The sequence below is a fragment of the Bacillus sp. GW821-FHT11D08 genome, assembly GCF_058808515.1.
On the sequence record NZ_JBXARS010000003.1, the window covers coordinates 370,439 to 392,235 of the forward strand.

The following is a 21,797-nucleotide window of genomic DNA, read 5'->3' on the forward strand; positions in this document are numbered from 1 at the left end:
TATCACCCCGCTTCTCTGTCTCAATAGGCAGAGTATTTTTTCAGTTTTTTCATTTCTTCCATCATTTTTTTCTTCTGTTCTTCAAGATCCTGCGCGGAAAGAGCCGGCTGTTCTTGTTTCTTCCCGGTTTCTTCTTCTTTCATCCAATCAGGGCGCTTTTCTTCCCGGACGGTTTTTTTGCCGCGCGCCGCGCCGTTTGTTTTGCCGTCCGCCCAATCAAGATATTGCCTGTGCTCTTCTATTGCGAGCTTCATTGCTTCCCGTACCGTTTTGACTTTCTTTCTGGCCCAGTGGGCGGCGATTTTTTGGATATAGTTTTTGGACAGCTTCATATCCGTTTTCAGCATGACATAATAAATCAGCACATTGGTGACGCCGGGCTCAAGCTTTTGTTCGAACATAATATCGGCGATAATCTGCAAGTCGGCTTTTGACGGCTCGGTCCCGTCCGCAATGTCCTGAAGAAGCTTTCTCGGTGATATGGTCTCAAGCTGTGCGATGAGTTCGCCGTTCAATGAATCGTCCTTTTCCGTCCGGTTTTCTCTCAAGGTGACAGGCTGTGTTTTATCAATCAGTTCCGGAAGCTTACCGCTTCTTTCAATTTGGTACCAGTCGCTGGCCGCTTTCCTCAGCGCTTCGGCCGTTATCGTATCCTGTTCATTAATTGCGGTCATGACGACGTGCTGCATGGAGATAGGATCTATTCCGTATAAATATGAAAGCTTTTTAATGCTCTCCCGCACGTCCTGCGTGATTGATTTACGCGGTATCATCGTTTCTGACAGTCCCGCCATGAAAAGCTCAAAATCAAATACTTCCTCCGTCACCGTATAGGAAGGCGCTTGTCCGACAGACGCCGTCTCATAGTCCTCGGGGAGCTTCATCGCCTCTTCCATATCAGGCGTCATTTTCCATTCACTCGGCTGAAAAGAGGCAAAAGCGTGATTAAACGGACGGGTAATTTCCCTTGCGCCCGCGCCGACGGAAGGGTGCGTGTAAAATTGTCTCAGCTGCTGGTATTTCGTTTTACCGACTCTGTTATAAAGAAAGACATTCAGCATGCCGTCTTCAAAAAAATCATTCGGTCTGAGCGGGGGCAGCAGCTCATAAATAAACATCCGCTCTTTCTGCTCGGACTCCCGGATATACACTTTCAGCAGCCCGATTCCTTCAAGCTTTCCCTGTTCATGATGAATCTTTTTTAAATTTGACTGCATCATGCCCATCAGCTGCCTGTGCGTGGATTCCGCTCCCCACAAGCGGTTCTGCTCAAGCTCCCCCCATAAGGTCATATAAAGGGAGAATGCAAAAGAACCGATCAGCGGCTGGTACAGATGTGTCAAAACCTGTCTGTCGACATCCTGAAGAAGCGAACGGCTTTTGACCGTATAAGGATCTACAGGTAATACGTCATTCCAATAGTCAGCCATGATTCTCAAACCTTCCGATATGTTTCTACTCTCATTTTACACCGTTTCTGCGATCTATCAAATGCCAATTTTGCTCATGAGAAAAGAGCCAGACACAATCTCTTAGCTCTCTCAGCGTTCTTTCTTTATTAAATCTTTCAATTCATCGATAAACACGTTTATATCCTTAAACTGCCGGTAGACGGAGGCAAAGCGGACATAAGACACCTCATCGATTTTCGCCAGACGGTCCATTACCATTTCTCCGACAAGTTCGCTTTTGACTTCAGATACACCTTGGTTTCTCAGCTCTTTTTCAATGTCAAAGCACATGTCTTCCAATGTTTTTAAAGGAACGGGCCTTTTTTCACAAGCTTTAATTAACCCGCGCAGCATTTTTTCACGGCTGAATTCTTCCCGGACGCCTTCTTTTTTCACGACGATCAGAGGCATCTCTTCAAACTTCTCAAATGTAGTGAAGCGGTAATGGCAGGCTTCGCATTCCCGCCTTCTGCGGATTGATTTCCCTTCGTCCGCAGGCCGTGAATCAAGTACGCGGGAACCGTTGTGCTGGCATGAAGGACATTTCAAATTGGATCAGCTCCCATCTGTTTCGTTGCTGTAATGCGGTTCGCAAGCTTCCGGTAAATGCCCGCCAACGTTTCTAGGATGAGCCTATTTGTTGGGAGAGCCGATAGACCGGCCTTATCTTTTCTATTTTACAAAAAAAATGCTTAAAGAAAAAGCAATGCTGTTTTTTTACATTAGAAAAGGAGCATCAGCTTCAAAGCGCGTAATGGCTTTTTCAGCTTAGCTCCCTTGTGTTTGCGTTTTGAAAATTACAGTACTTTCGCTTGTGCCTGTTTAATCTGTACAGGCCCCATTCCTCTCGGTATTTCAATGTTTTCTCTTGTATCTGCATGTAATGCGTCCGCAATGTAATCCGCAGCCACATTAGGATCCAGGTCTCCACAAGTATAAACATCAATGCTTGCATATCCGTGTTCAGGAAAACTGTGAATCGTTAAATGTGACTCAGAGATAATAACGACTCCGCTTACGCCTTGCGGTGCAAATTTGTGAAATGCGACCTCGCGCACTTCAGCTCCTGATTTCAAAGCAGCATTTACAAACGTTTTTTCAATAAAATCCATGTCATTGAGCTTATCAAAATCGCATCCCCATAGCTCGGAGATGACGTGACGCCCCATTGTTTCCATAATCATGGACCCCCCTTAACAAGAATTAAAAAAGTGAATTTCCGAGAACTGACCCGGCCATTTACCACGGGGGAAAGTTAGTCCGGAGAGGTCCTAACCCTTTAAGTAATTCCGAAGCAGTCACGAGCAAGAAGTTCACGAAAGATAGTATACTGTGTTTAAGTTTATTTTGCAAGGTGTGTTTTTTGCGAATATGCCGTTAAGGGTTTTTTTCTAACAAATGTCCATGATCTTTAGTCTACACAGCTGACGGGTGTTTCATTCGCGCGGCGACGTGACGGATAAGATCAACGACCCGGCAGGAATATCCCCATTCATTGTCATACCAGGCGAGCACCTTTACTTTTCGGTCTTCCATCACCATCGTTGTCAGACCGTCGATGATCGCAGAGTGTGAATTCGTATTATAATCCGAAGAAACGAGCGGCTCATCCGAATAATCAAGAATGCCGTACATCGACGTTTTTGCGGCTCTTTGGAAAGCGGCGTTCACTTGCTCGGCCGACACATCTGTTTTCAGATCGCAGACAAGGTCCACTAATGACACATTCGGAACGGGAACACGCAAAGCGAGACCGTGAAGTTTTCCTTTCAAATGAGGAAGCACGAGCGACAGCGCTTTGGCGGCGCCTGTAGAAGTCGGAATGATGGATTCTCCGCACGCTCTCGCCCTCCGCAGATCTTTATGCGGATTGTCGATATTTTTTTGATCATTCGTGTAAGCGTGAACAGTCGTCATCAGGCCGCTTTCAATCCCGAATTCCTGATCAAGCACTTTGACGACCGGCGCAAGACAGTTTGTCGTGCAGGATGCATTTGAAATAATGACATGTTCATCGGGATTGAACTGCTCTTCATTTACTCCCATGACAATGGTAACGTCTTCATTTTTGCCCGGAGCCGTTAAAATGACTTTTTTCGCCCCTGCTTCAATATGGCTCATTGCTTTTTCTTTTGAATTAAATTTTCCCGTTGCCTCTACGACGATGTCTATTCCGCATTCTTTCCACGGAAGCTCTCTCGGGTCCCGGCGATTGAACAGCATAATATGTTTTCCGTTGACGATCAGGCTGTCGTCGGAGGTCTCAACTTCTTGATCGTATTTGCCGTGAATTGTGTCATACTTTATCAAATGAGCAAGCGTTTCCGGGGGATAGCTTGCATTAATGGCTGTTATTTGAATTTGATCATCTTCCATTGCTTTTCTGAACACCATTCTTCCGATTCTTCCAAACCCGTTGATTGCTACTTTTACCTTCATGCTCAGGTCACCCCTTTTTAATATGCCACTCTAATTTACCTTTATTTATATATAGTATAACACATTAAAAGAAATCCGCCAGTACAACTTGATAAAAATCCACCCTTATACCGATCAATATGTTGTTCAATCGGTTTTTTTGCATATAAAATGATTTTTCTTCCATAAAAAAAGCAGGATCAGCGTCTCAGGCTGCCTGCTTTTTTCTTATATTTGTCCCGGTTCTTTAAATTTGTCATTTAAAATGCTGTCCTCTAAAACGGAAGACACCTCGCCGTACCGTTTAGCAATATGCATCGCGCCCCAGTCGCACAGCGCGTTTAAAATTCTTTCCAGACTGTGCCCGTATTCACTCAGCTCGTATTCCACTTTCGGCGGCACCTGATTGTATACGATCCGGTTGATGACGCCGTCAGCTTCCAGCTCCCGCAATTGCTGTGTCAGCATCTTCTGGGTGATGTCCGGCATAAGCCGCTTCAATTCGCTTGTCCGTTTTTTCCCGCGCATGAGGTGGCAGAGGATCACACACTTCCATTTTCCGCCGATCACTTCAAGCGCCGCCTCTACGGATATATTGTATTTTTTCTTCAGCAACGGTAATTCCTCCTCATCTATAGGAACTAAAAAGTGCCTATGGCACTTAAAAGTACGTTCTTTTCAATGACACTTCTATCGATCATAATGACATTTGCCGGCTGAAAAGGAATGTACTCTTATACTTATATCGTTTACCCGGCATCATTTCAACCATACATTATCGTTCAAGGAGGAAAACAGATGTCTTCACATCGCCAAAGCTATTTACCAGCGCTGCTGGCATTAGCCGTCAGCGCTTTTGCGATCGGCACAACCGAATTTATCAGCGTCGGGCTGCTGCCGCTTATATCTCAAGATCTGCATATACCTGTGACCACGGCGGGACTTACCGTTTCCATGTATGCTCTGGGCGTGACATTCGGCGCGCCGGTTTTAACGTCTCTCACATCCGGCATGTCGCGGAAAACGCTGCTGCTCTGGGTGATGTTAATTTTTATCGCCGGAAATACACTCGCAGCGAGCGCTTCCTCAATCGGCGTCTTACTGGCGGCACGGGTCATTTCGGCTTTTTCCCACGGCATTTTCATGTCAATCGGGGCAACAATCGCCGCCAATATCGTGCCGGAGCATAAAAGAGCAAGCGCGATTTCTATCATGTTTACGGGGCTGACGGTGGCTACGGTGACCGGCGTTCCATTCGGCACCTATCTCGGCCAGCAATTCGGATGGAGAATCGCATTTGCCGTCATTGTGGCGGTAGGAATCATCGCATTCCTCACAAACGCGCTTCTCGTTCCGTCACATTTGCGCAAAGGGACGAAAACCGCATTTGCCGAGCAGGTCAAACTCGTCACAAACGGCCGGTTATTGCTTTTATTTATCATTACCGCGTTAGGCTACGGCGGAACGTTTGTCGTGTTTACGTATTTATCTCCGCTTCTTCAGGAGGTAACCGGTTTTCAGAAAGAAACCTTCGCGGCCATCCTGCTCATTTACGGAATTGCGATTGCCATCGGAAACATGATTGGCGGCCGTTTATCAAACCGAAATCCGCTGAAAGCCTTGTTTTATATGTTCATTGTCCAGGCTGCTGTGCTGTTTGTTCTGACTTTTACCGCGCCGTTTAAAACAGCCGGGCTGATCACCATTATTTTCATGGGGCTGTTGGCGTTTATGAATGTGCCGGGGCTTCAGGTATATGTCGTGATGCTGAGTGAACGTTTTGCGCCAAGCGCCGTTGATACAGCATCAGCATTAAATATCGCGGCATTTAATGCCGGAATCGCGATCGGCTCGTTTGCCGGCGGAATCATTACAGACTCAATCGGAATCATTCATACCGCTTGGATCGGGTCGCTGATGGTGCTCAGCGCGGTCGTATTAACCGGATGGAGCAGGAAGCTTGAAAAGCGGGATCGCACTGCCCTTGAAAGGAGGTGAGTTTTTCTTCAGCGCATTTTGATTGTTTCAACAGACAACTAATAGGAGGAATATATACATGACAACACATTTACAAGCAAAAGCAACATTGCATAACGGAGTAGAGATGCCTTGGTTCGGCATCGGAGTTTTCAAAGTAGAGGAAGGCGCGGAACTCGTCAACGCGGTGAAAACGGCATTGGTGCACGGCTATCGCAGCGTTGATACCGCCGCGATTTACGGAAATGAAGAAGGTGTCGGCGAAGGCATCCGCCAAGGGCTGCAAGAAGCGGGATTAAAACGTGAAGACATTTTTGTCACGTCAAAAGTGTGGAATGCCGATTTAGGATATGAAGAAACGTTAAAAGCGTTTGACACAAGCTTAGAAAAACTCGGTTTAGATTATTTGGATTTATATTTGATCCATTGGCCTGTCGAAGGAAAGTACATCGATGCGTGGCGGGCGCTCGAAACTCTCTACCGGGATGGACGCATTAAGGCGATCGGGGTCAGCAATTTCCAAATTCACCATCTGAAACATCTCATGAAAGAGACGGAAATCAAGCCGATGATCAACCAGGTGGAGTACCATCCTCGTCTGACACAGAAAGAACTGCTTGCTTTCTGCACTGAACAAGGCATTCAGCTTGAAGCGTGGTCGCCATTGATGCAAGGTCAGCTGCTTGATCACACCGTCTTACAGGAAATCGCTGAGAAGTACGGCAAATCAGCCGCCCAAGTGATTTTGCGCTGGGATTTGCAGAACGGTGTCATCACCATTCCGAAATCAACGAAAAAACACCGTATTGAAGAAAATGCAAATGTCTTTGATTTCGAACTGTCAGCTGACGATATGAAGCGGATTGATGATCTGAACGAAAATCTCCGTGTCGGTCCTGATCCTGACAATTTTGATTTTTAACCAGAAAAACACCGTTCGGCTTTCCGAACGGTGTTTGTTTATGCCCAGCCGCTCAATACTTCCTCAAGCTGGTGCTTTGTATATTCAAGACTGCCGCTGTTATCAATGACGGCGTCAGCTTTTTTTGTTTTATCCGCTAAAGGCATTTGCGACGTTATCCGGCTCATCGCTTCTTCTTCTGTAAGGGAATTCCGCTCCATCAGCCGTTTAAGCTGAATGTCTGCCGGTACGGTGACGACGAGCACCTTGCCGACAAGATAATCAAGCCCGCTTTCATACAAAAGCGGTATATCCAAAACGACGAACTGCTCTTTTCGCGCAACGGCTTCATCCCGCTGTTTCAGCATTTCCGCACGCACCGCCGGATGAACGATCTGATTCAGCTTCAGACGCTTCTGTTCGTCAGTGAAAACGATAGAACCGAGTTTTTTTCTGTCAATATCGCCGTTTTCCAGCAGGATGTCTTTTCCGAATGCTTCCACAATTTGTCCGTAAGCCGGCATTCCTTTTTCCACCGCCTGTTTTGCGATGACATCCGCATCAATGACTGTTATTTTTTTGTCGATCAGCATACGCGCTACCGTGCTTTTGCCGCTTGCGATGCCTCCCGTTAAACCGATGACCAAGCTCAAAAAGCCCACTCCTTCTTACATTTTCCAAATCCCGATGATAATCAGCAGGACTCCCGGCAAAAATGTCATTTTATCTATCCAATTCCATCTTGAAAGCAAATGCCCCGAGTTTATGCCGAGTGAAACAAACAGCGAGCTCATCAGCCCGACAGTCACGCTCATCATAACCGGAGAAAAGCCGAGAATGGCCGCTCCCAGCCCGGCGCCAAACGCGTCAATGGATAAGGCGATACCGAGCAGAAGCGCCTCGACTCCGTTAATGGTTCCGGATTGATCAATATCGGCGCTGGTCGGTTTTTTCAAAATATGAATGACGATGCCGAGCGATTTCACTTCAAGATTAAGTAACGTTTTTTCATGCAATAAGTAATCCGGCTCTTTAGCCGGTTTGAAAAATTGCCAGATGACCCATGCCCCGATTCCGATTAAGATCAGTCCGCCCAGTTTTTCCGTGACGGATACGGGAAAAATCTTTGTCAGAAAATGGCCGATCAGCATGGATATAAACATCACAGAGGCTGAACAGCAAGCGATCACGGCAATCGCTTTGAACGGGATTTTCATTTTTCTCAAACCATACGTAAACCCGACTGAAAAACTGTCCAAGCTGACAGCAAAAGCCAAAAGCAGCAAAGAAACAATCTCCATATCCGTTTCTCCCTTTCTCTTGATCGGCAATTGTGACATATGCCTATTGGGTGAATCACAATATATATATGGAGAAAGGTCATCAACTGTGTTAGAAAAAAGTCATTCTGCTGCCGCCTGCTTGAACCGCTTCAGTTTATGATTTTTTTGGCAGCGGGCGCAAAAATGCGTACCCCTTCCGCCGACCACGATTTTAGAAATCATCGTGCCGCACGTTTTGCACGGTTCATCCTTTTTGCCGTATACGTAATGTTTGAGCTGAAACATTCCGATCTCCCCTTGAGAATTGATATAAGACCGGACGGTGCTCCCGCCCGCGTCAATCGCTTCCTGAAGGGTGTCTTTAATTTCTGTATGAAGCGTTTTTATCTGCCCGTCTGACAGACTGTTCGCTTTTGTCTCAGGATGAATACGCGCCCGGAATAAAGCTTCATCGACATAAATATTGCCGAGGCCGACGACCGCTTTTTGGTCGAGCAGGGCTGTTTTCACTGCGCGGTTCGTTTTTGCAAGCCGCTCTTTTAAATAAGCAGCGGTAAATGCTTCATCATCGGGTTCGGGCCCGAGCTGTGAAAGCGGTAATGCATTCTGTTCCTCTCCCGGCGCAAACAAATGCATCGTGCCGAATTTCCGGACATCCCGGTAGCGGAGCTGTGTTCCGTCCGTCATGTGAAACACGACGTGCACATGTTTATCGTCAGGCTCATCGGCCTGATGAAGACCGTATTTCCCCTCCATCCGCAGGTGGGACACCATGACATAATGATCCAGATGGAAAAGCAAAAACTTTCCCCTTCTTCCGATGGATCGGATTGTTTCTCCTGCAATCTGCCGCGCGAATTCCTCCGGCTCGGCGGGTTTTTTGATGATATTCGGCCATCTGATATCCGCCGATTCAATCGTTTTCCCCTTCACAAGACCGGTCAGAGTGCGCCGGACCGTTTCAACTTCTGGTAATTCCGGCACAATCATCACTTCCTTTTTCTCTGTTTATTTTGCATCGTACCAAGACGGCCCTGAAGCATAATCCGCCTTCAGCGGCACGTCTAATGCCAAAGCATGCTCCATCACTTCAGGAACCAGCTTCTCTAATATTTCAATTTCTTCCTTAGGCGCTTCAAAAATCAATTCATCGTGCACCTGAAGCAGCAGTCGCGCCTTCAGGTTTTTTTCTTTCAGCTCAGCTGCCATGTCAATCATGGCTTTTTTAATAATATCGGCGGCGCTTCCCTGAATCGGCGTATTCATGGCCGTTCGTTCCGCAAAGCTCCGCAGGTTGAAGTTGCGGCTGGTCAGCTCAGGAATATAGCGGCGGCGCTGCATAAGGGTCGTGACATATCCTTTTTGCTTCGCTTCCTGCACCGATTCTTCCATATACGCCTTAACGCCCGGGAAGCTCTCCAAATAGCGGTCTATAAAAGCGCCCGCTTCTTTCCGGGTGATGCCGAGGTTTTGTGACAGCCCGTAATCACTGATGCCGTAAACAATGCCGAAATTGACGGCCTTTGCCTGGCGGCGCATCGCTTGTGTCACTTCATCTTCACTGACATGAAACACGTCCATGGCGGTTTTTGTGTGAATGTCCATGTCATTCGTAAACGCTTCAATCAGATTTTCATCTTTTGAAATATGCGCAAGCACCCTTAATTCAATTTGTGAATAATCGGCGGCGAAAATAAGCCAGTCCGGTTCGGACGGTACGAAAGCCTGACGGATTTTCCGCCCTTCCTCCAGCCGGATCGGAATATTTTGCAGGTTCGGATCCGTTGAGCTGAGGCGTCCGGTTTGAGTCAATGCCTGATTGAATCGTGTATGCACCTTATGAGAATCCTTGCGCGTGACCTTCAGCAGCCCTTCAATATAAGTCGATTGGAGTTTGCCGATTTGTCTGTATTGCAGAATGTGCGCGACGATATCATGTTTGTCTGCGAGCTTCTCAAGCACATCGGCTGAAGTGGAATAGCCTGTTTTTGTTTTCTTTACTGGCGGCAGGCCGAGCTTTTCAAACAGAATGACGCCGAGCTGTTTTGGTGAATTGATGTTAAACGGCTCACCGGCGATGTCATGGATTTTTTCTTCATATTCTTTCAGCTTTGCCTTGAGCTCTTCGCCCATTCGCTTCAGTCTTTCAACATCCACTTTGACGCCCATTGATTCCATTTCTCCGAGAATTAGCGCAAGCGGGAGTTCGAGATCTTCATATAATTCAAGCTGATTATTTTCTTCCAAAGCGTCGAGCAGTTTGTCACGGAGGCTGTTAACGGCAGACGCTTTCCGCGCGAGATGATCGGCAAGCTCTTTTTCAGCCGGAACGGCGCGCTTTGCGCCTTTTCCGTATACCGCTTCATCTTTTGAAACGATATTCAGCCCGTATTCTTTCGCTACGCTCGCGACATCGTCGTACGAATTGCCCGGGTTTATAATGTAGGCAGCAAGAAGCGCGTCAAATTCCGTTCCCTTCAGCTCAATTCCCTGCCAGCGCAAAGCGACGACGGAACGTTTGCTGTCGAACACCCACTTTTTCATCGATTCATCTTCAGCCCAAGATTTAAAAGTTTCAGACTGAATGGCGATTTCTTTCGGAATATAATAAAGACCTGTTTCATTCACGATGGAAAAGCCGAGGATCGGTTCTTCGTGATAGTTATCACCGATTTGTTCGACGACCAAAGCGGACGGCGAAACGAGCATATCTTCGGTGATTTCTTCTGCCGTTTCGACATTGATGTCTTCAAAATTTTCTTCCGCCGTTTCGCCGCTTTCTTCACCGAGCCGCTCAAGAAGCGTATTAAAACCCAGGTCTTTAAAAATGGCAACAACTTGTTCACGGTCAAACCCTTGGTAATCTAAATCTTCGGGCTTGACTTCAATCGGCGCATTTGTCATAATCGTCGCCAGCTCTTTGCTCATCAGGGCTTGTTCCTTATATTCTTCGAGCTTTTCTTTTAATTTTTTTCCGCTGACTTCATCAATGGAATCAAGCAGTTTCTCAACTGAATGGAACTGCTTTAAAAGCTTAATCGCGGTTTTTTCTCCGACGCCGGGGACGCCCGGTATGTTATCGGATGAATCCCCCATTAATCCCTTCATATCAATGATTTGCAAAGGGGTCAGACCGTACTTTTCTTGCACGTGCTCCGGCGTGTAATCTTCCACGTCGGTAATGCCTTTTCTCGTAATGGCAACGGTCGTTTTCCCGGTTGCAAGCTGGGTTAAGTCCTTGTCCCCCGAAACTACCTTTACTTCGAAGCCTTCTTTTTCAGCAGATACGGCAAGGGTGCCGATAATATCGTCCGCTTCATATTCAGGAAGCTCGTAGCGGCTGATGTTATAGGCATCAAGGAGCTCGCGGATGAACGGCATCTGTTCTGAAAGCTCCGGCGGCGTTTTTTGTCTTCCGCCTTTATATTCTTTAAACGTGCTGTGGCGGAAAGTGGTTTTTCCCGCATCAAAAGCCACCAGCATGTGGGTCGGCTTTTCATCTTCCAGCATTTTCATTAAAATCATCGCAAACCCGTATACGGCATTTGTATGGATGCCTTTTTCATTGCTTAAAAGCGGCAATGCAAAAAACGCCCGGTACGCCAGACTGTTTCCGTCGACAAGCACTAATTTTTTTCGTTCCGTCATTCAATATCCTCCTAAGAGCAAAAGCTCGTCATTCCTCTATTTTTTAATCTCACAGCTTCTCTTATTTTAACAAAGTTCAATTTGAAAGGAAAATGAGCGAACCCTGCGAAAACGCAAAAAAGGACGGGAACAAGAAAACTCGTTCCCGCCGTCAAAATTGGCTCCTTGGATGAAGGGGTTCTGTTATATCCTAACAAGATAGGTTTAACAGGTCATGAAGAAATTGTTAATCCTTTGTAAAGCTGATCACGCTTCCGGCTGCCGCTTCAGCGTCACGGTAAATACAGTGCCCTGTCCCGGCTCGCTTGTGACCTCGATTTTACCTTCATGGGCTTCTATTAAGTGCTTCACGATGGCGAGGCCGAGCCCGGTTCCTCCCGAGTTGCGGCTTCTGTCTTTATCCACGCGGTAGAATCTCTCAAATATCCGCGGGATCTCTTCCTTCTGAATGCCGATTCCCGTATCGGACACTTTGATATCGACAGCGGTTTCTTTCACATGTACCGAAATCCCCACCGTCCCTTTTTCAGGCGTGTAGGTCAGGGCATTGTTCGCCAGATTCAAAAATACCTGCTTCAGCCTGTGCGCGTCACCCGTCACAAAAATCGGCTCTTCCGGGAGATCGAGCTGAAAGCTGATGCCTTTTTCCTCAGCCTTATGCCGCAAAAGCGCTTCAATTTCATGCAGAATTTTTGCGGCGTCAAAGGACTCTACGCGCATCGTAAAGTTTTGCTGCTCCATCTTGGATAAATCCAGTAAATCCTGCACGAGAGATTGGAGCCGCTCACTTTCTTTCAGAATGATAGACAGAAAGTCTGAAAGCGCCTTTTCGTCTTTCATCGCTCCGTCTAACAGTGTTTCCGTAAAGCCTTTAATCGAGGTGATCGGTGTTTTCAGTTCATGGGAGACATTGGCGACGAAGTCCTTTCTCATCTGCTCCAATTTTTTAATTTCCGTCATATCGTGAAAGACGAGGACGATGCCCTTCCATTCATCGTCAGGGCCCATGATCGGAACGCCGTCAACTTCAAAGTAGCGCCGCTCAATGTTGATGGGAAGTCTGAGCAGCTGGCATTTTTTCGTCTCCGTCATAAAAATGTCTTCGACAAGCCGAATGATCTCCTCATGTTCAAACGCATCATGGTAAAGACGCCGAAGCAGACGTTCAGGCTTTGTATGAAACTGCTTCGTGTATGACCGGTTCACGAGATTGATAAAACCTCTCCCGTCTATTAAAATCAAACCGGATCCGATATTTTCAATGACGGTTAACAGACGATCGCGCTGCATATCCTGCGTTCTCGTCATTTCCATTAAATCGACCGCCAGGCTGTTCATCGCACGCCCGAGACGGTCCGACCGCCTTGCGTAACCGCTGTAGGAGCGGGCGTCATAATTCCCCTTGGACAGCTCCGTCGCCACTTTTGTCGCGGCGTCGATTGATTTTTTGTAACGGGACGTCATGTTTGTATAAAAGAAAACGATAATGATAAAAGCGGTACAAAGACTTGCTGCCAGCATGCCCCACATTTCTCCGGTAACGCTTGAACCGCCGTTGATCTCAGAGGAAACGAGTACATACCCCGCAATTTTCCCGGCGTCATTTTTTACGGCAGTGCCGCGGATGACTTTGCTTTTCGACTGTACGGCTTCCTCGCTTTTATTGTGAGAAATGAACTCCTTTACGGCTGAATCATCAGCATGACTGCCGGAATGATATACGGCGTCACCCTTCTCGTTGAGCACGGCGACGTTTATACCGAGGGTGCGGCCGGCGTCACGGATTACCGTTTCATTGCTTTTATTGCCGATTCGGCCGGTGTCAAGAAGGCCCGCTATGTATACCGATTCCTTTTTCAGCTGATCCGCCGTTCTTTCTTCAGCGGATGAAGAAATAAGCTGCTGTAAAAAAAGGCCGAGAACACTGAAAACCAATATGATACATACAACGAGTAAAGCGAACAGACGCACACGGACTTTATTCATTCATTTTTGGCTCCTCCAGTTTATACCCCAAACCTCTGATTGTTTTAATATAGATGGGTTTTTTGGTATTTGATTCGATTTTGTCGCGCAGATGACTGATATGAACGTCAACAATCCGGGTATCCCCGGCAAAATCATAGTTCCAGACCGCGCTCAGCAGAAGATCTCTCGTCAGCACTCTTCCCTTATGTTTTCCCAAATACAGAAGCAGTTCAAATTCTTTAGGCGTCAATTCCAGCTGTTCTGACTTGAAGTACGCTTCGTAATGCTCCGGAAGAATTTTCAGCTCGCCGATGAGGATCTGCCCGTCCTTTTCCTCTTCTCTGCCTTGTGACAGCGAAGAAATGTCGGCCCTTCTTAAAATGGCTTTCACCCGCGCAGTGACTTCCCGCGGACTGAACGGCTTTGTCATGTAATCATCCGCTCCGAGCTCCAGTCCCAGCACCTTATCAAACTCCTCATCTTTTGCTGTCAGCATCAAGATCGGAACCATCATTTTCTGCTGTCTGAGCTGTTTACAGACGTCGATTCCGTCCACTTTCGGCAGCATGACATCCAGTACGATTAAATCTGGATTTTCGTTCTCTGCCTGCTCCAGAGCCTCTTCGCCGTCTGATGCGGTAATGACATCATAGCCGGACCGTTCCAGATTATACTGTAAAAGAGTAACGATAGATTGTTCATCATCTACAACTAAAATTTTTTTGTTCATGCTGCGCCCTCCGCTGTCTATTTTCCCCGACATCCAATTTTCTCTATTTTATGTGCTGCATATCACTTTATGATTTCATTTTATCCAATACTGCCCGTTCAGACAATTCGCCTTTTTGATCATTTTCAGAGAAAGGATCGCTCAGGGAAAAAGAAAACGCTTTCATTAATTGTAAAAAGAGGAAGGCTTCTGATTCGGAAGCCTTCCCTTTTTTCTTATGACAATACTTTCATCACGTTTTTGACAGATTCAACTGATTTACTCAGCTGCGCTTTTTCATAGTCTGTCAGTTCAAGCTCGATGATTTGCTCTAGGCCGTTTCCTCCGATAATTGTCGGTACGCCTAAGTAAATGCCTTCATGACCGTATTCGCCTTCTAAGTAAGCGATGGTCGGAAGCACGCGGCGCTGATCTTTCAAAATGGCTTCTACCATTTCAGTCAGTGATGCAGCAGGCGCGTAGTAGGCGCTTCCGTTGCCGAGAAGGTTGACGATTTCCCCGCCGCCTTTTCTTGTGCGTTCTACAATCGCATCAAGACGGTCTTTCGGGATAAGCGTTTCAAGCGGAATGCCGCCCGCATAGGAATAACGGACGAGAGGAACCATGTCGTCACCGTGTCCGCCAAGAACAAAACCGGTCACATCTTTTACAGACAGGTTTAATTCTTCAGCGACGAATGTTCTGAATCGCGCAGTGTCAAGCACTCCGGATTGTCCGATGACGCGTTCTTTCGGGAAGCCTGATTCTTTGTACACCGCATATGTCATCGCATCAACAGGGTTTGTCAATACAACGATAATGCAGTCAGGAGAATATTTCACGATCTCACGTGTGACGCTTCTCATGATTTTTTCGTTTGTAGATACGAGATCATCACGGCTCATGCCCGGTTTTCTCGCAATTCCGGCTGTGATGACGACGATATCAGAACCGGCTGTGTCCTCGTAGTTGGACGTGCCTGTGATTTTCGCGTCAAATCCTTGAACCGGACTTGCTTCGAGCATGTCTAGCGCTTTTCCTTTTGTCGGGTTTTCTAATTGCGGAATATCAACGAGCACAACGTCCGCAAGCTCTTTTTGAGCTGTCAGAAAGGCTGTTGTCGCTCCCGTAAATCCTGCTCCGATAACAGAAACTTTACTGCGTGTTTTTCCCATGATTCTCTTCTCCTTTTTTGGCTTCATTAGAAGTCTGCTTTAGGTTCAGTCCATGTTTTTAATTAGCTCTTCACCAAACTCTGAACATTTCACTTCAGTTGCGCCGTCCATTAATCTAGCAAAATCGTACGTTACTACTTTTGAAGCAATCGTTTTTTCCATAGATTTAATGATCAAGTCAGCAGCCTCATTCCAGTTCAGGTGTTCAAGAAGAAGCACTCCTGAAAGGATGACGGATGACGGGTTGACTTTGTCAAGGCCGGCATATTTAGGAGCCGTTCCGTGAGTCGCTTCGAAAATCGCATGCCCTGTTTCATAGTTGATGTTCGCTCCCGGCGCGATTCCGATTCCGCCTACCTGAGCGGCAAGCGCATCAGAGATATAGTCTCCGTTTAAGTTCATTGTCGCCACGACGTCGAATTCGCTCGGACGGGTTAAGATCTGCTGAAGGAAAATATCAGCGATGCTGTCTTTGACGATGATTTTTCCTGCCGCTTCCGCGTCGCTCTGCGCTTTATCAGCAGCTTCTTTTCCGTCTTTTTCGACAATGCGGTCATATTCAGCCCAAGTGAATACTTTATCTCCGTATTCTCTTTCGGCAAGCTCGTAGCCCCAGTTTTTAAATGCCCCTTCAGTGAACTTCATGATGTTTCCTTTGTGGACAAGCGTGACAGACTTACGGCCGTTTTCGATCGCATACTCAATGGCAGCTCTGACTAAGCGGCTTGTGCCTTCTTCAGAAACAGGTTTGATGCCGATTCCTGACGTTTCAGGGAAACGGATTTTGTTAACACCCATTTCATTTTGCAGGAAGCTGATCAGCTTTTCAACCTCTTCAGAACCTTTCGCATACTCAATTCCGGCATAAATATCTTCCGTATTCTCGCGGAAAATGACCATATCCGTATCTTCAGGTCGTTTGACCGGAGAAGGCACTCCCGTGAAATATCTGACAGGGCGCAGGCACGTAAACAAATCAAGCTCCTGTCTCAGCGCCACGTTCAGAGAACGGATACCGCCGCCGACCGGTGTCGTCAGAGGACCTTTGATGGCGATGAAGTACTCTCTGATGTCTTCCAGCGTTTCGGCAGGAAGCCACTCACCTGTTTTATTATAAGCCTTTTCACCGGCATAAACTTCTTTCCACGTGATTTTTTTCTCGCCTTTATATGCTTTTTCAACAGCGGCTTCCAATACTTTAGAAGCGGCGTTCCAAATATCAGGGCCTGTGCCGTCGCCTTCAATAAACGGGATAATCGGATTATTTGGTACGTTTAATACTCCATTAGAGACTGTAATTTTTTCACCTTGTGACACAATATTACCTCCCAGTATGTAATTCATATTTAGAAAACATTTTATTTTTCTTGTATAGAAAATAAAATGACTTTTCTCAAGATTCTATCAAAATTGTAAACCAATCCGGGCTTGATTAACAAGAGGCTAACGACATGAAAATCACCAGCCTCCCGTTTGATCAGGCTCTTTCATCAATCGGAACAAAAGTCTGCTTATCCGGACCCGTGTAATCAGCGCGCGGGCGGATGAGGCGGTTGTTATCGTACTGTTCAAGAATATGGGCGATCCATCCTGACATTCTGCTGACCGCAAAGATCGGCGTGAACAGATCGTGATCAATGCCGAGACTGTGGTATACAGATGCGGAATAGAAATCAACGTTAGGCGGGAGTTTTTTCTCCGACGTCACGATTTCTTCGACACGGATTGACATCTCATACCATTTGCTTTCCCCCGTCAGATTCGTCAGGCGTTTGCTCATTTCTTTTAAGTGTTTGGCGCGCGGGTCTCCATGCTTATACACACGGTGTCCGAAGCCCATTACTTTTTCCTTTTTCTCCATTTTGCTGCGGATATAAGGCTCGGCGTTTTCCACTTCGCCGATTTCTGTCAGCATTTTCATGACGGCTTCATTGGCTCCGCCGTGAAGCGGTCCTTTTAAAGCGCCGATGGCGGCAGTGATGCCTGAGTAAATATCAGATAAGGTGGCGACACATACTCTCGCCGTAAATGTTGATGCGTTCAGCTCATGATCCGCATGAAGAATGAGCGCTTTGTTAAACGCTTCCACTTCGATCGGAGAAGGCTCTTCACCGTTTAAGGTGTAAAGGAAGTTCTCCGCGATTCCGTACTCTTCCTTCGGTTCAACAGGATCAAGTCCTTTGCGGATTCTTGAGAAAGCGGCGACAATGCCCGGCACTTTCGCCTGCAGACGGATGGCTTTTCTGTAGTTCGCTTCCGGATTCATAACATCGGCTTCACTGTCAGTCAGACCGAGTAATGAAATCGCCGTCCGGAGCGCAGCCATTGGATGTACGTTATTGAGGGGATATGATTTGAAGTGCTCAATGATTTCTTGTGGAACGGCAGCTTCTTTCGCAAGCTGTTTTTTCAGTTCAGCAAGTTCCGTTTTATTCGGCAGGCGCAGATGCCACAGCAAATAAATGATTTCTTCAAAACTTGCATTCTCTGTCAAGTCGTCAATATCGTACCCTACATATGTAAGGGTATCGTCGATAATAGAGCTTACAGATGATGTTGTTGCTACAACCCCTTCAAGACCGCGTGTTGCTGTCATATTCAACCTCTCCTTTTCAATCAAAATTCCCCTTTAAAGAGTATATAAAACATACGGCTTACTTAAAATGAGTCATGCAAACAATCCCTTTCCCCTTTAAGAAAATGCTTACATTTCACTGATTGCGGTTACATAACCGATATGCTTATAGAGGAACATAACAAATTCTTATAAGCTTATTTAAGTTTAAGCCTATTCTTATTATAAACAATAATCTGATTAATTTGTAGACTTTTAACTAAAAATGTTTTAAAAGCCCTATATATCAAGGTTTTGCGTTGATAAATTTAATCGCTGGCTTTCAGGCGCTTTGTAAAACCATGTATTCTCATGTTTTCATTTGGGGGAGTTTTGGAGGAGACTTTAAAAGGACAGGCGCGACAACTTCACCTCAAATTTAACCCCCTTCTTTACCGGAGAAGGGGGTTATTTTGTTTACTCGACTGAATCAATGTTCGGATCAGCTTCAGAAATCCAGGTCTTGGTTTTAGTTGGCTCCACGCACATGGACTGGAATCGATTGACTGCATTTGCTGTTTTCGGGCCGTAAATATCCTCATCAAACCGTTCATCAATTGAAACTGACTCATTTACTGATGTAAGTGATTTTAAATAAATGGCAGAAAAACCCTCCTCATCTCGAGAAGGGCTCTGACTTATACTTTTTTCTCTAAATCAGTCCGAAGAAACTAACTGATGCCGCTCAACTTTTCAATCGAAGGGCTTCATCGGGCTCTCCAACTATTTTCCCCTATGCTTTTCTTTTGCTTTTTGTTTTCTGATTAAATATTTTTGTTCCTTTATTTTTTCTCTTTGTTTTCTATTCAGTTGTTTTTTCTTTTCTTTTCTTGCTTCAAGCTCCTGTTTTATCGCTTTTTGTGCCTTAGTTGATATCCCGATATTTTTCATTTCTTTAGAAGCTTGTCGCTGCAATCTTTTTGGGTTTAATTTCTTAGATTTTGCTTTAACACAAACCCCTTCTTGTTCAGTGTGGGAGAGAGTCTGTAAAAGTTGATTATTAACAAAATGCATTATTTCTGAATCCTTTGGCTCTTGTCCAAACAAATGACGAATTGCTCTTAATTTCCCGTCATTCACAACTTCAATGACTCCTACCCAAAACTGACCATCGTAGTAAACCGTTAATTTCATAACGATTCCCTCCTCCTAAATTTACTGAAGAATGATGGACATCCCGAGGAGGGGAAGGTTACTGACATTTTAAATCATGCATCCGGACTACCAACCGAATTGTGTTTTTTCATTCTCATTATAAATTTAACAAACTTTCAAATTGAAGGAAAGGGTCTCCGCTTATTTTAACAACACTTCAAGTTTTGCTTTGGTATCAGGCCCATAAATCCCATCAGCTTTTAATCTACTGCAATCGCTGTTTTCACTCCATGTGCGCCGTCAATCCCGAAGCTCTTTGTTACATGGTAAGCCGCTTCATTCATCGGAATAATGTAAATGGCATTTGTCTGAACTACAAAATGCGCAAGTGCAAACTCTAATTTTCTCCACAAAAAAAGCAGCTTTACGCCGCTTTTTTACTTTACGAAGTGAATATTTTAACGATTTGCATGGCCAAGTAGGCGATTCCGGCGCCGATTAACGGGCCTACGGCGACGCCTCCGAAAAGCGCGACGGCAAGTATCGTGCCGATGACCAGCGCCGTTGTAATATGAGGGTCGTTTTCCAATAAGGTGAGACCGTTTTTGGCGATTAAGGCAACCGCGATCCCGGCACCGAGAGCGATCCACGCATAATATGATTTCATCGCTTCTCCGAGCTGTTTAAAACCGATATCACCTGTGGCAATCGGCACTAAAACGGCGATTGTAATGACGGTGACCCCCCAGTTGATGCCTTTTGACTGAATAACCGGAAATAGTTTCTGATCAAGACCGACAGCTTTTATCACAATGAGAAAGCCGACGGCAAAAAGCAATGACTGATTTTTGGCTATCAATGCGATGGCCAGCAATAATAGTAAAAATAAATTCGCTTGTGTAAACATCCTGAAAGCACCCTCTTTCATCATATCTGTATTCATATCCTTTTTTTTGACGAATAAACTAATGTAATAGGACGTGCCATCGAGAGGAGGATCGATGTGAATCCGCACTATGCAACTGTTTTTTTCCGCGCGCTGTTTGTACTCGCTGCGGCCGGCGGCGCTTTAGCGGCCGGTTACGCCTCATTTCCGTTAACTTATCCGTTTCTGATCGCCCTTATTCTGTCATCAGCGATCATTCCCGTTGTTGACTGGCTGGACAAACTGACGGGGCTGCCCCGGTCAGTCAATACAGTCATTGTCCTGGTCTTCTTTTTGCTTATTCTTCTCGGCGCGGCGACATTTCTCGTTGCGGAAATCATTTCGGGAACCGCCTATCTGGCCAAAACGCTCCCTCCCCATATCAGCGCCTTTATGACGTATTGCGAAGAGCTGTTCACTTCCCGCATTCAGCCATTGTACCACGAGCTGACCGTCTTATTTAACGGGCTTGAAACCAATCAGCAGGCATCCATCGTGACGCATATTCAGACCCTCGGTGATACAGCCGCTAAAAATGCGGGGCTGATGCTTTCACATCTTTTGGAGCTGGTGCCGAAATGGATTGCCTTCCTTCCCAATACAGCTGCCGTCTTCATTTTCGCAATGCTGGCGACTTTTTTTATGACAAAGGACTGGCATAAGCTGAAGGCGCTGCTTTATTCCATTCTTCCGGAACGGGTTTCGGCAAACGCCAAGGCCGTATCGGGAGAGCTGAAAAAAGCGATGGCAGGTTTCATTAAGGCGCAGGCCGTGCTCATACTTTTCACGATGATCATTGTCTTTATCGGACTTTTTCTTTTAGGGATTGAGCATGCGGCAACCATCGCCTTTTTTATCGGCCTGGTGGACCTGCTCCCGTATCTCGGCGCCGGATCGGTCTTTGTTCCCTGGATTATGTATTTGGCCATTGCCGGTCAGCTTCCTCAAGCGATCGGTCTCGGTGTTTTATATATTGTGGTTCTTATCCAGCGCCAGCTGACGGAGCCGAAAATTTTAAGCAAGTCAATCGGACTTGATCCGCTTGCGACCTTAATCGCTCTGTTTGCCGGCTTTAAATTGTTCGGAATTTTAGGACTGGCTGCGGGGCCCGCGCTGCTCGTTTTCATTCAGGCCTTTATCACAACGGGCGCTTTAAAAGAAATATGGGCCTATATTACTGTTCAGTCCAAATAAAAACAGCAGCCCTGTAAGAAGGCTGCCGTTTTTATTTGATAATGATCCGCTTGTTTTTTGACATTCCTCTCAGCCATTTGAACAAAAGCGGCTTCATGCGGTTCCGAGTGAACGGAATCAGAAGACAGGCCCCTGCAATATCGGACAGAAAACCCGGAAGCATCAAAAGCAGGCCTCCGAAAAAGACGCATATTCCGTCAAGAAGCGCTTCCCCCGGCATTTTGCCGTGCTGCAGGTCGCGCATCACCCGATGATACACATCGGTTCCCTGTCTTTTTGCCACCAAGGCGCCTAACACGCCTGTCAAAATGATGAGAAGGAAGGTCGGAAAAATACCGAGCCATTTTCCCGCCAGCAGAAACAAACCGATTTCAATTGCCGGACACACGATAAACAGTAAGAATAACACTCTCATTTTTCTGCCCTCCTGCCCTTCTAA

General features: G+C 46.2%; 20 protein-coding genes and 1 pseudogene. 3 read left to right on the forward strand and 18 right to left on the reverse strand.

Annotation, left to right across the window (positions count from 1 at the left end):
• Nucleotides 1-20: 20 nt before the first annotated feature.
• The 5 genes from dnaB to AC1RRX_RS08790 all read right to left on the reverse strand — a co-directional run bounded on the left by dnaB (nt 21) and on the right by AC1RRX_RS08790 (nt 4,484).
• Entirely contained in the window at nt 21-1,430 is a 1,410-nt protein-coding gene (dnaB, locus tag AC1RRX_RS08770; RefSeq protein ID WP_012118158.1) for a replicative helicase loading/DNA remodeling protein DnaB, read from the reverse strand.
• Between the two features lie 111 nt (nt 1,431-1,541).
• A complete protein-coding gene (gene nrdR / locus AC1RRX_RS08775) occupies nt 1,542-2,000 on the reverse strand; it encodes a transcriptional regulator NrdR (RefSeq protein WP_003152473.1) in 459 nt (152 codons plus the stop codon).
• Between the two features lie 248 nt (nt 2,001-2,248).
• Entirely contained in the window at nt 2,249-2,629 is a 381-nt protein-coding gene (speD, locus tag AC1RRX_RS08780; protein WP_003152471.1) for an adenosylmethionine decarboxylase, read from the reverse strand.
• Between the two features lie 238 nt (nt 2,630-2,867).
• A complete protein-coding gene (locus AC1RRX_RS08785; RefSeq protein WP_007408083.1) occupies nt 2,868-3,890 on the reverse strand; it encodes a glyceraldehyde-3-phosphate dehydrogenase in 1,023 nt (340 codons plus the stop codon).
• 207 nt (nt 3,891-4,097) lie between these two features.
• Nucleotides 4,098-4,484: a winged helix-turn-helix transcriptional regulator gene (locus tag AC1RRX_RS08790; RefSeq protein WP_003152469.1), complete on the reverse strand. Its 387-nt coding sequence runs from the start codon at nt 4,482-4,484 to the stop codon at nt 4,098-4,100.
• Nucleotides 4,485-4,667: 183 nt separating this feature from the next.
• Between AC1RRX_RS08790 and AC1RRX_RS08795 the strand changes: the two genes are divergently transcribed.
• On the forward strand, nt 4,668-5,867 hold the full coding sequence (locus AC1RRX_RS08795) for an MFS transporter (protein ID WP_144464199.1): 1,200 nt from the start codon (nt 4,668-4,670) through the stop codon (nt 5,865-5,867).
• Between the two features lie 58 nt (nt 5,868-5,925).
• Nucleotides 5,926-6,768 (forward strand): aldo/keto reductase, encoded by an 843-nt coding sequence (locus AC1RRX_RS08800; protein WP_007408081.1) that lies wholly within the window; start codon nt 5,926-5,928, stop codon nt 6,766-6,768.
• Between the two features lie 38 nt (nt 6,769-6,806).
• On the opposite strand, the gene coaE is transcribed toward AC1RRX_RS08800, so the two are convergent.
• The 12 genes and pseudogenes from coaE to AC1RRX_RS08860 form a co-directional block, all read right to left on the reverse strand.
• Nucleotides 6,807-7,400, reverse strand: coding sequence for a dephospho-CoA kinase (gene coaE / locus AC1RRX_RS08805; RefSeq protein ID WP_032873708.1), 594 nt, complete (start codon nt 7,398-7,400; stop codon nt 6,807-6,809).
• A gap of 15 nt (nt 7,401-7,415) precedes the next feature.
• Nucleotides 7,416-8,048 carry a sporulation membrane protein YtaF gene (gene ytaF / locus AC1RRX_RS08810; protein ID WP_007408079.1) on the reverse strand — a complete coding sequence of 211 codons (633 nt, stop codon included), beginning with the start codon at nt 8,046-8,048 and terminating at the stop codon, nt 7,416-7,418.
• Nucleotides 8,049-8,150: 102 nt separating this feature from the next.
• Nucleotides 8,151-9,014, reverse strand: a complete 864-nt coding sequence (gene mutM, locus AC1RRX_RS08815; RefSeq protein ID WP_144464201.1) for a DNA-formamidopyrimidine glycosylase — start codon at nt 9,012-9,014, stop codon at nt 8,151-8,153.
• A gap of 24 nt (nt 9,015-9,038) precedes the next feature.
• A complete protein-coding gene (gene polA, locus AC1RRX_RS08820; RefSeq protein WP_039063397.1) occupies nt 9,039-11,678 on the reverse strand; it encodes a DNA polymerase I in 2,640 nt (879 codons plus the stop codon).
• 246 nt (nt 11,679-11,924) lie between these two features.
• A complete protein-coding gene (gene pnpS, locus AC1RRX_RS08825; protein WP_144464203.1) occupies nt 11,925-13,664 on the reverse strand; it encodes a two-component system histidine kinase PnpS in 1,740 nt (579 codons plus the stop codon).
• On the reverse strand, nt 13,657-14,376 hold the full coding sequence (locus tag AC1RRX_RS08830) for a response regulator transcription factor (protein WP_014418615.1): 720 nt from the start codon (nt 14,374-14,376) through the stop codon (nt 13,657-13,659). Before AC1RRX_RS08830 ends, pnpS begins: the two co-directional genes overlap by 8 nt.
• A 215-nt stretch (nt 14,377-14,591) precedes the next feature.
• Nucleotides 14,592-15,530 (reverse strand): malate dehydrogenase, encoded by a 939-nt coding sequence (mdh, locus tag AC1RRX_RS08835; protein WP_003152455.1) that lies wholly within the window; start codon nt 15,528-15,530, stop codon nt 14,592-14,594.
• Nucleotides 15,531-15,575: 45 nt separating this feature from the next.
• Nucleotides 15,576-16,847 (reverse strand): NADP-dependent isocitrate dehydrogenase, encoded by a 1,272-nt coding sequence (gene icd / locus AC1RRX_RS08840; RefSeq protein WP_007408075.1) that lies wholly within the window; start codon nt 16,845-16,847, stop codon nt 15,576-15,578.
• Between the two features lie 160 nt (nt 16,848-17,007).
• Nucleotides 17,008-18,126, reverse strand: a complete 1,119-nt coding sequence (gene citZ, locus AC1RRX_RS08845) for a citrate synthase (protein ID WP_003152453.1) — start codon at nt 18,124-18,126, stop codon at nt 17,008-17,010.
• A gap of 741 nt (nt 18,127-18,867) precedes the next feature.
• Nucleotides 18,868-19,278 carry a YjdF family protein gene (locus tag AC1RRX_RS08850; RefSeq protein WP_015240369.1) on the reverse strand — a complete coding sequence of 137 codons (411 nt, stop codon included), beginning with the start codon at nt 19,276-19,278 and terminating at the stop codon, nt 18,868-18,870.
• 162 nt (nt 19,279-19,440) lie between these two features.
• A pseudogene (locus AC1RRX_RS08855) lies at nt 19,441-19,601 on the reverse strand (peptidoglycan-binding domain-containing protein); the annotation flags it as partial.
• A gap of 80 nt (nt 19,602-19,681) precedes the next feature.
• Nucleotides 19,682-20,146, reverse strand: coding sequence for a DUF441 domain-containing protein (locus AC1RRX_RS08860; RefSeq protein ID WP_007408072.1), 465 nt, complete (start codon nt 20,144-20,146; stop codon nt 19,682-19,684).
• Nucleotides 20,147-20,242: 96 nt separating this feature from the next.
• Here AC1RRX_RS08860 and ytvI point away from each other — a divergent pair, with 96 nt between their 5' ends.
• Nucleotides 20,243-21,358: a sporulation integral membrane protein YtvI gene (ytvI, locus tag AC1RRX_RS08865; protein WP_007408071.1), complete on the forward strand. Its 1,116-nt coding sequence runs from the start codon at nt 20,243-20,245 to the stop codon at nt 21,356-21,358.
• 31 nt (nt 21,359-21,389) lie between these two features.
• Here the strand turns inward: ytvI and AC1RRX_RS08870 are convergent, their stop codons facing one another.
• Nucleotides 21,390-21,773, reverse strand: coding sequence for an FxsA family protein (locus tag AC1RRX_RS08870; protein WP_012118168.1), 384 nt, complete (start codon nt 21,771-21,773; stop codon nt 21,390-21,392).
• Between the last annotated feature and the right edge of the window lie 24 nt (nt 21,774-21,797).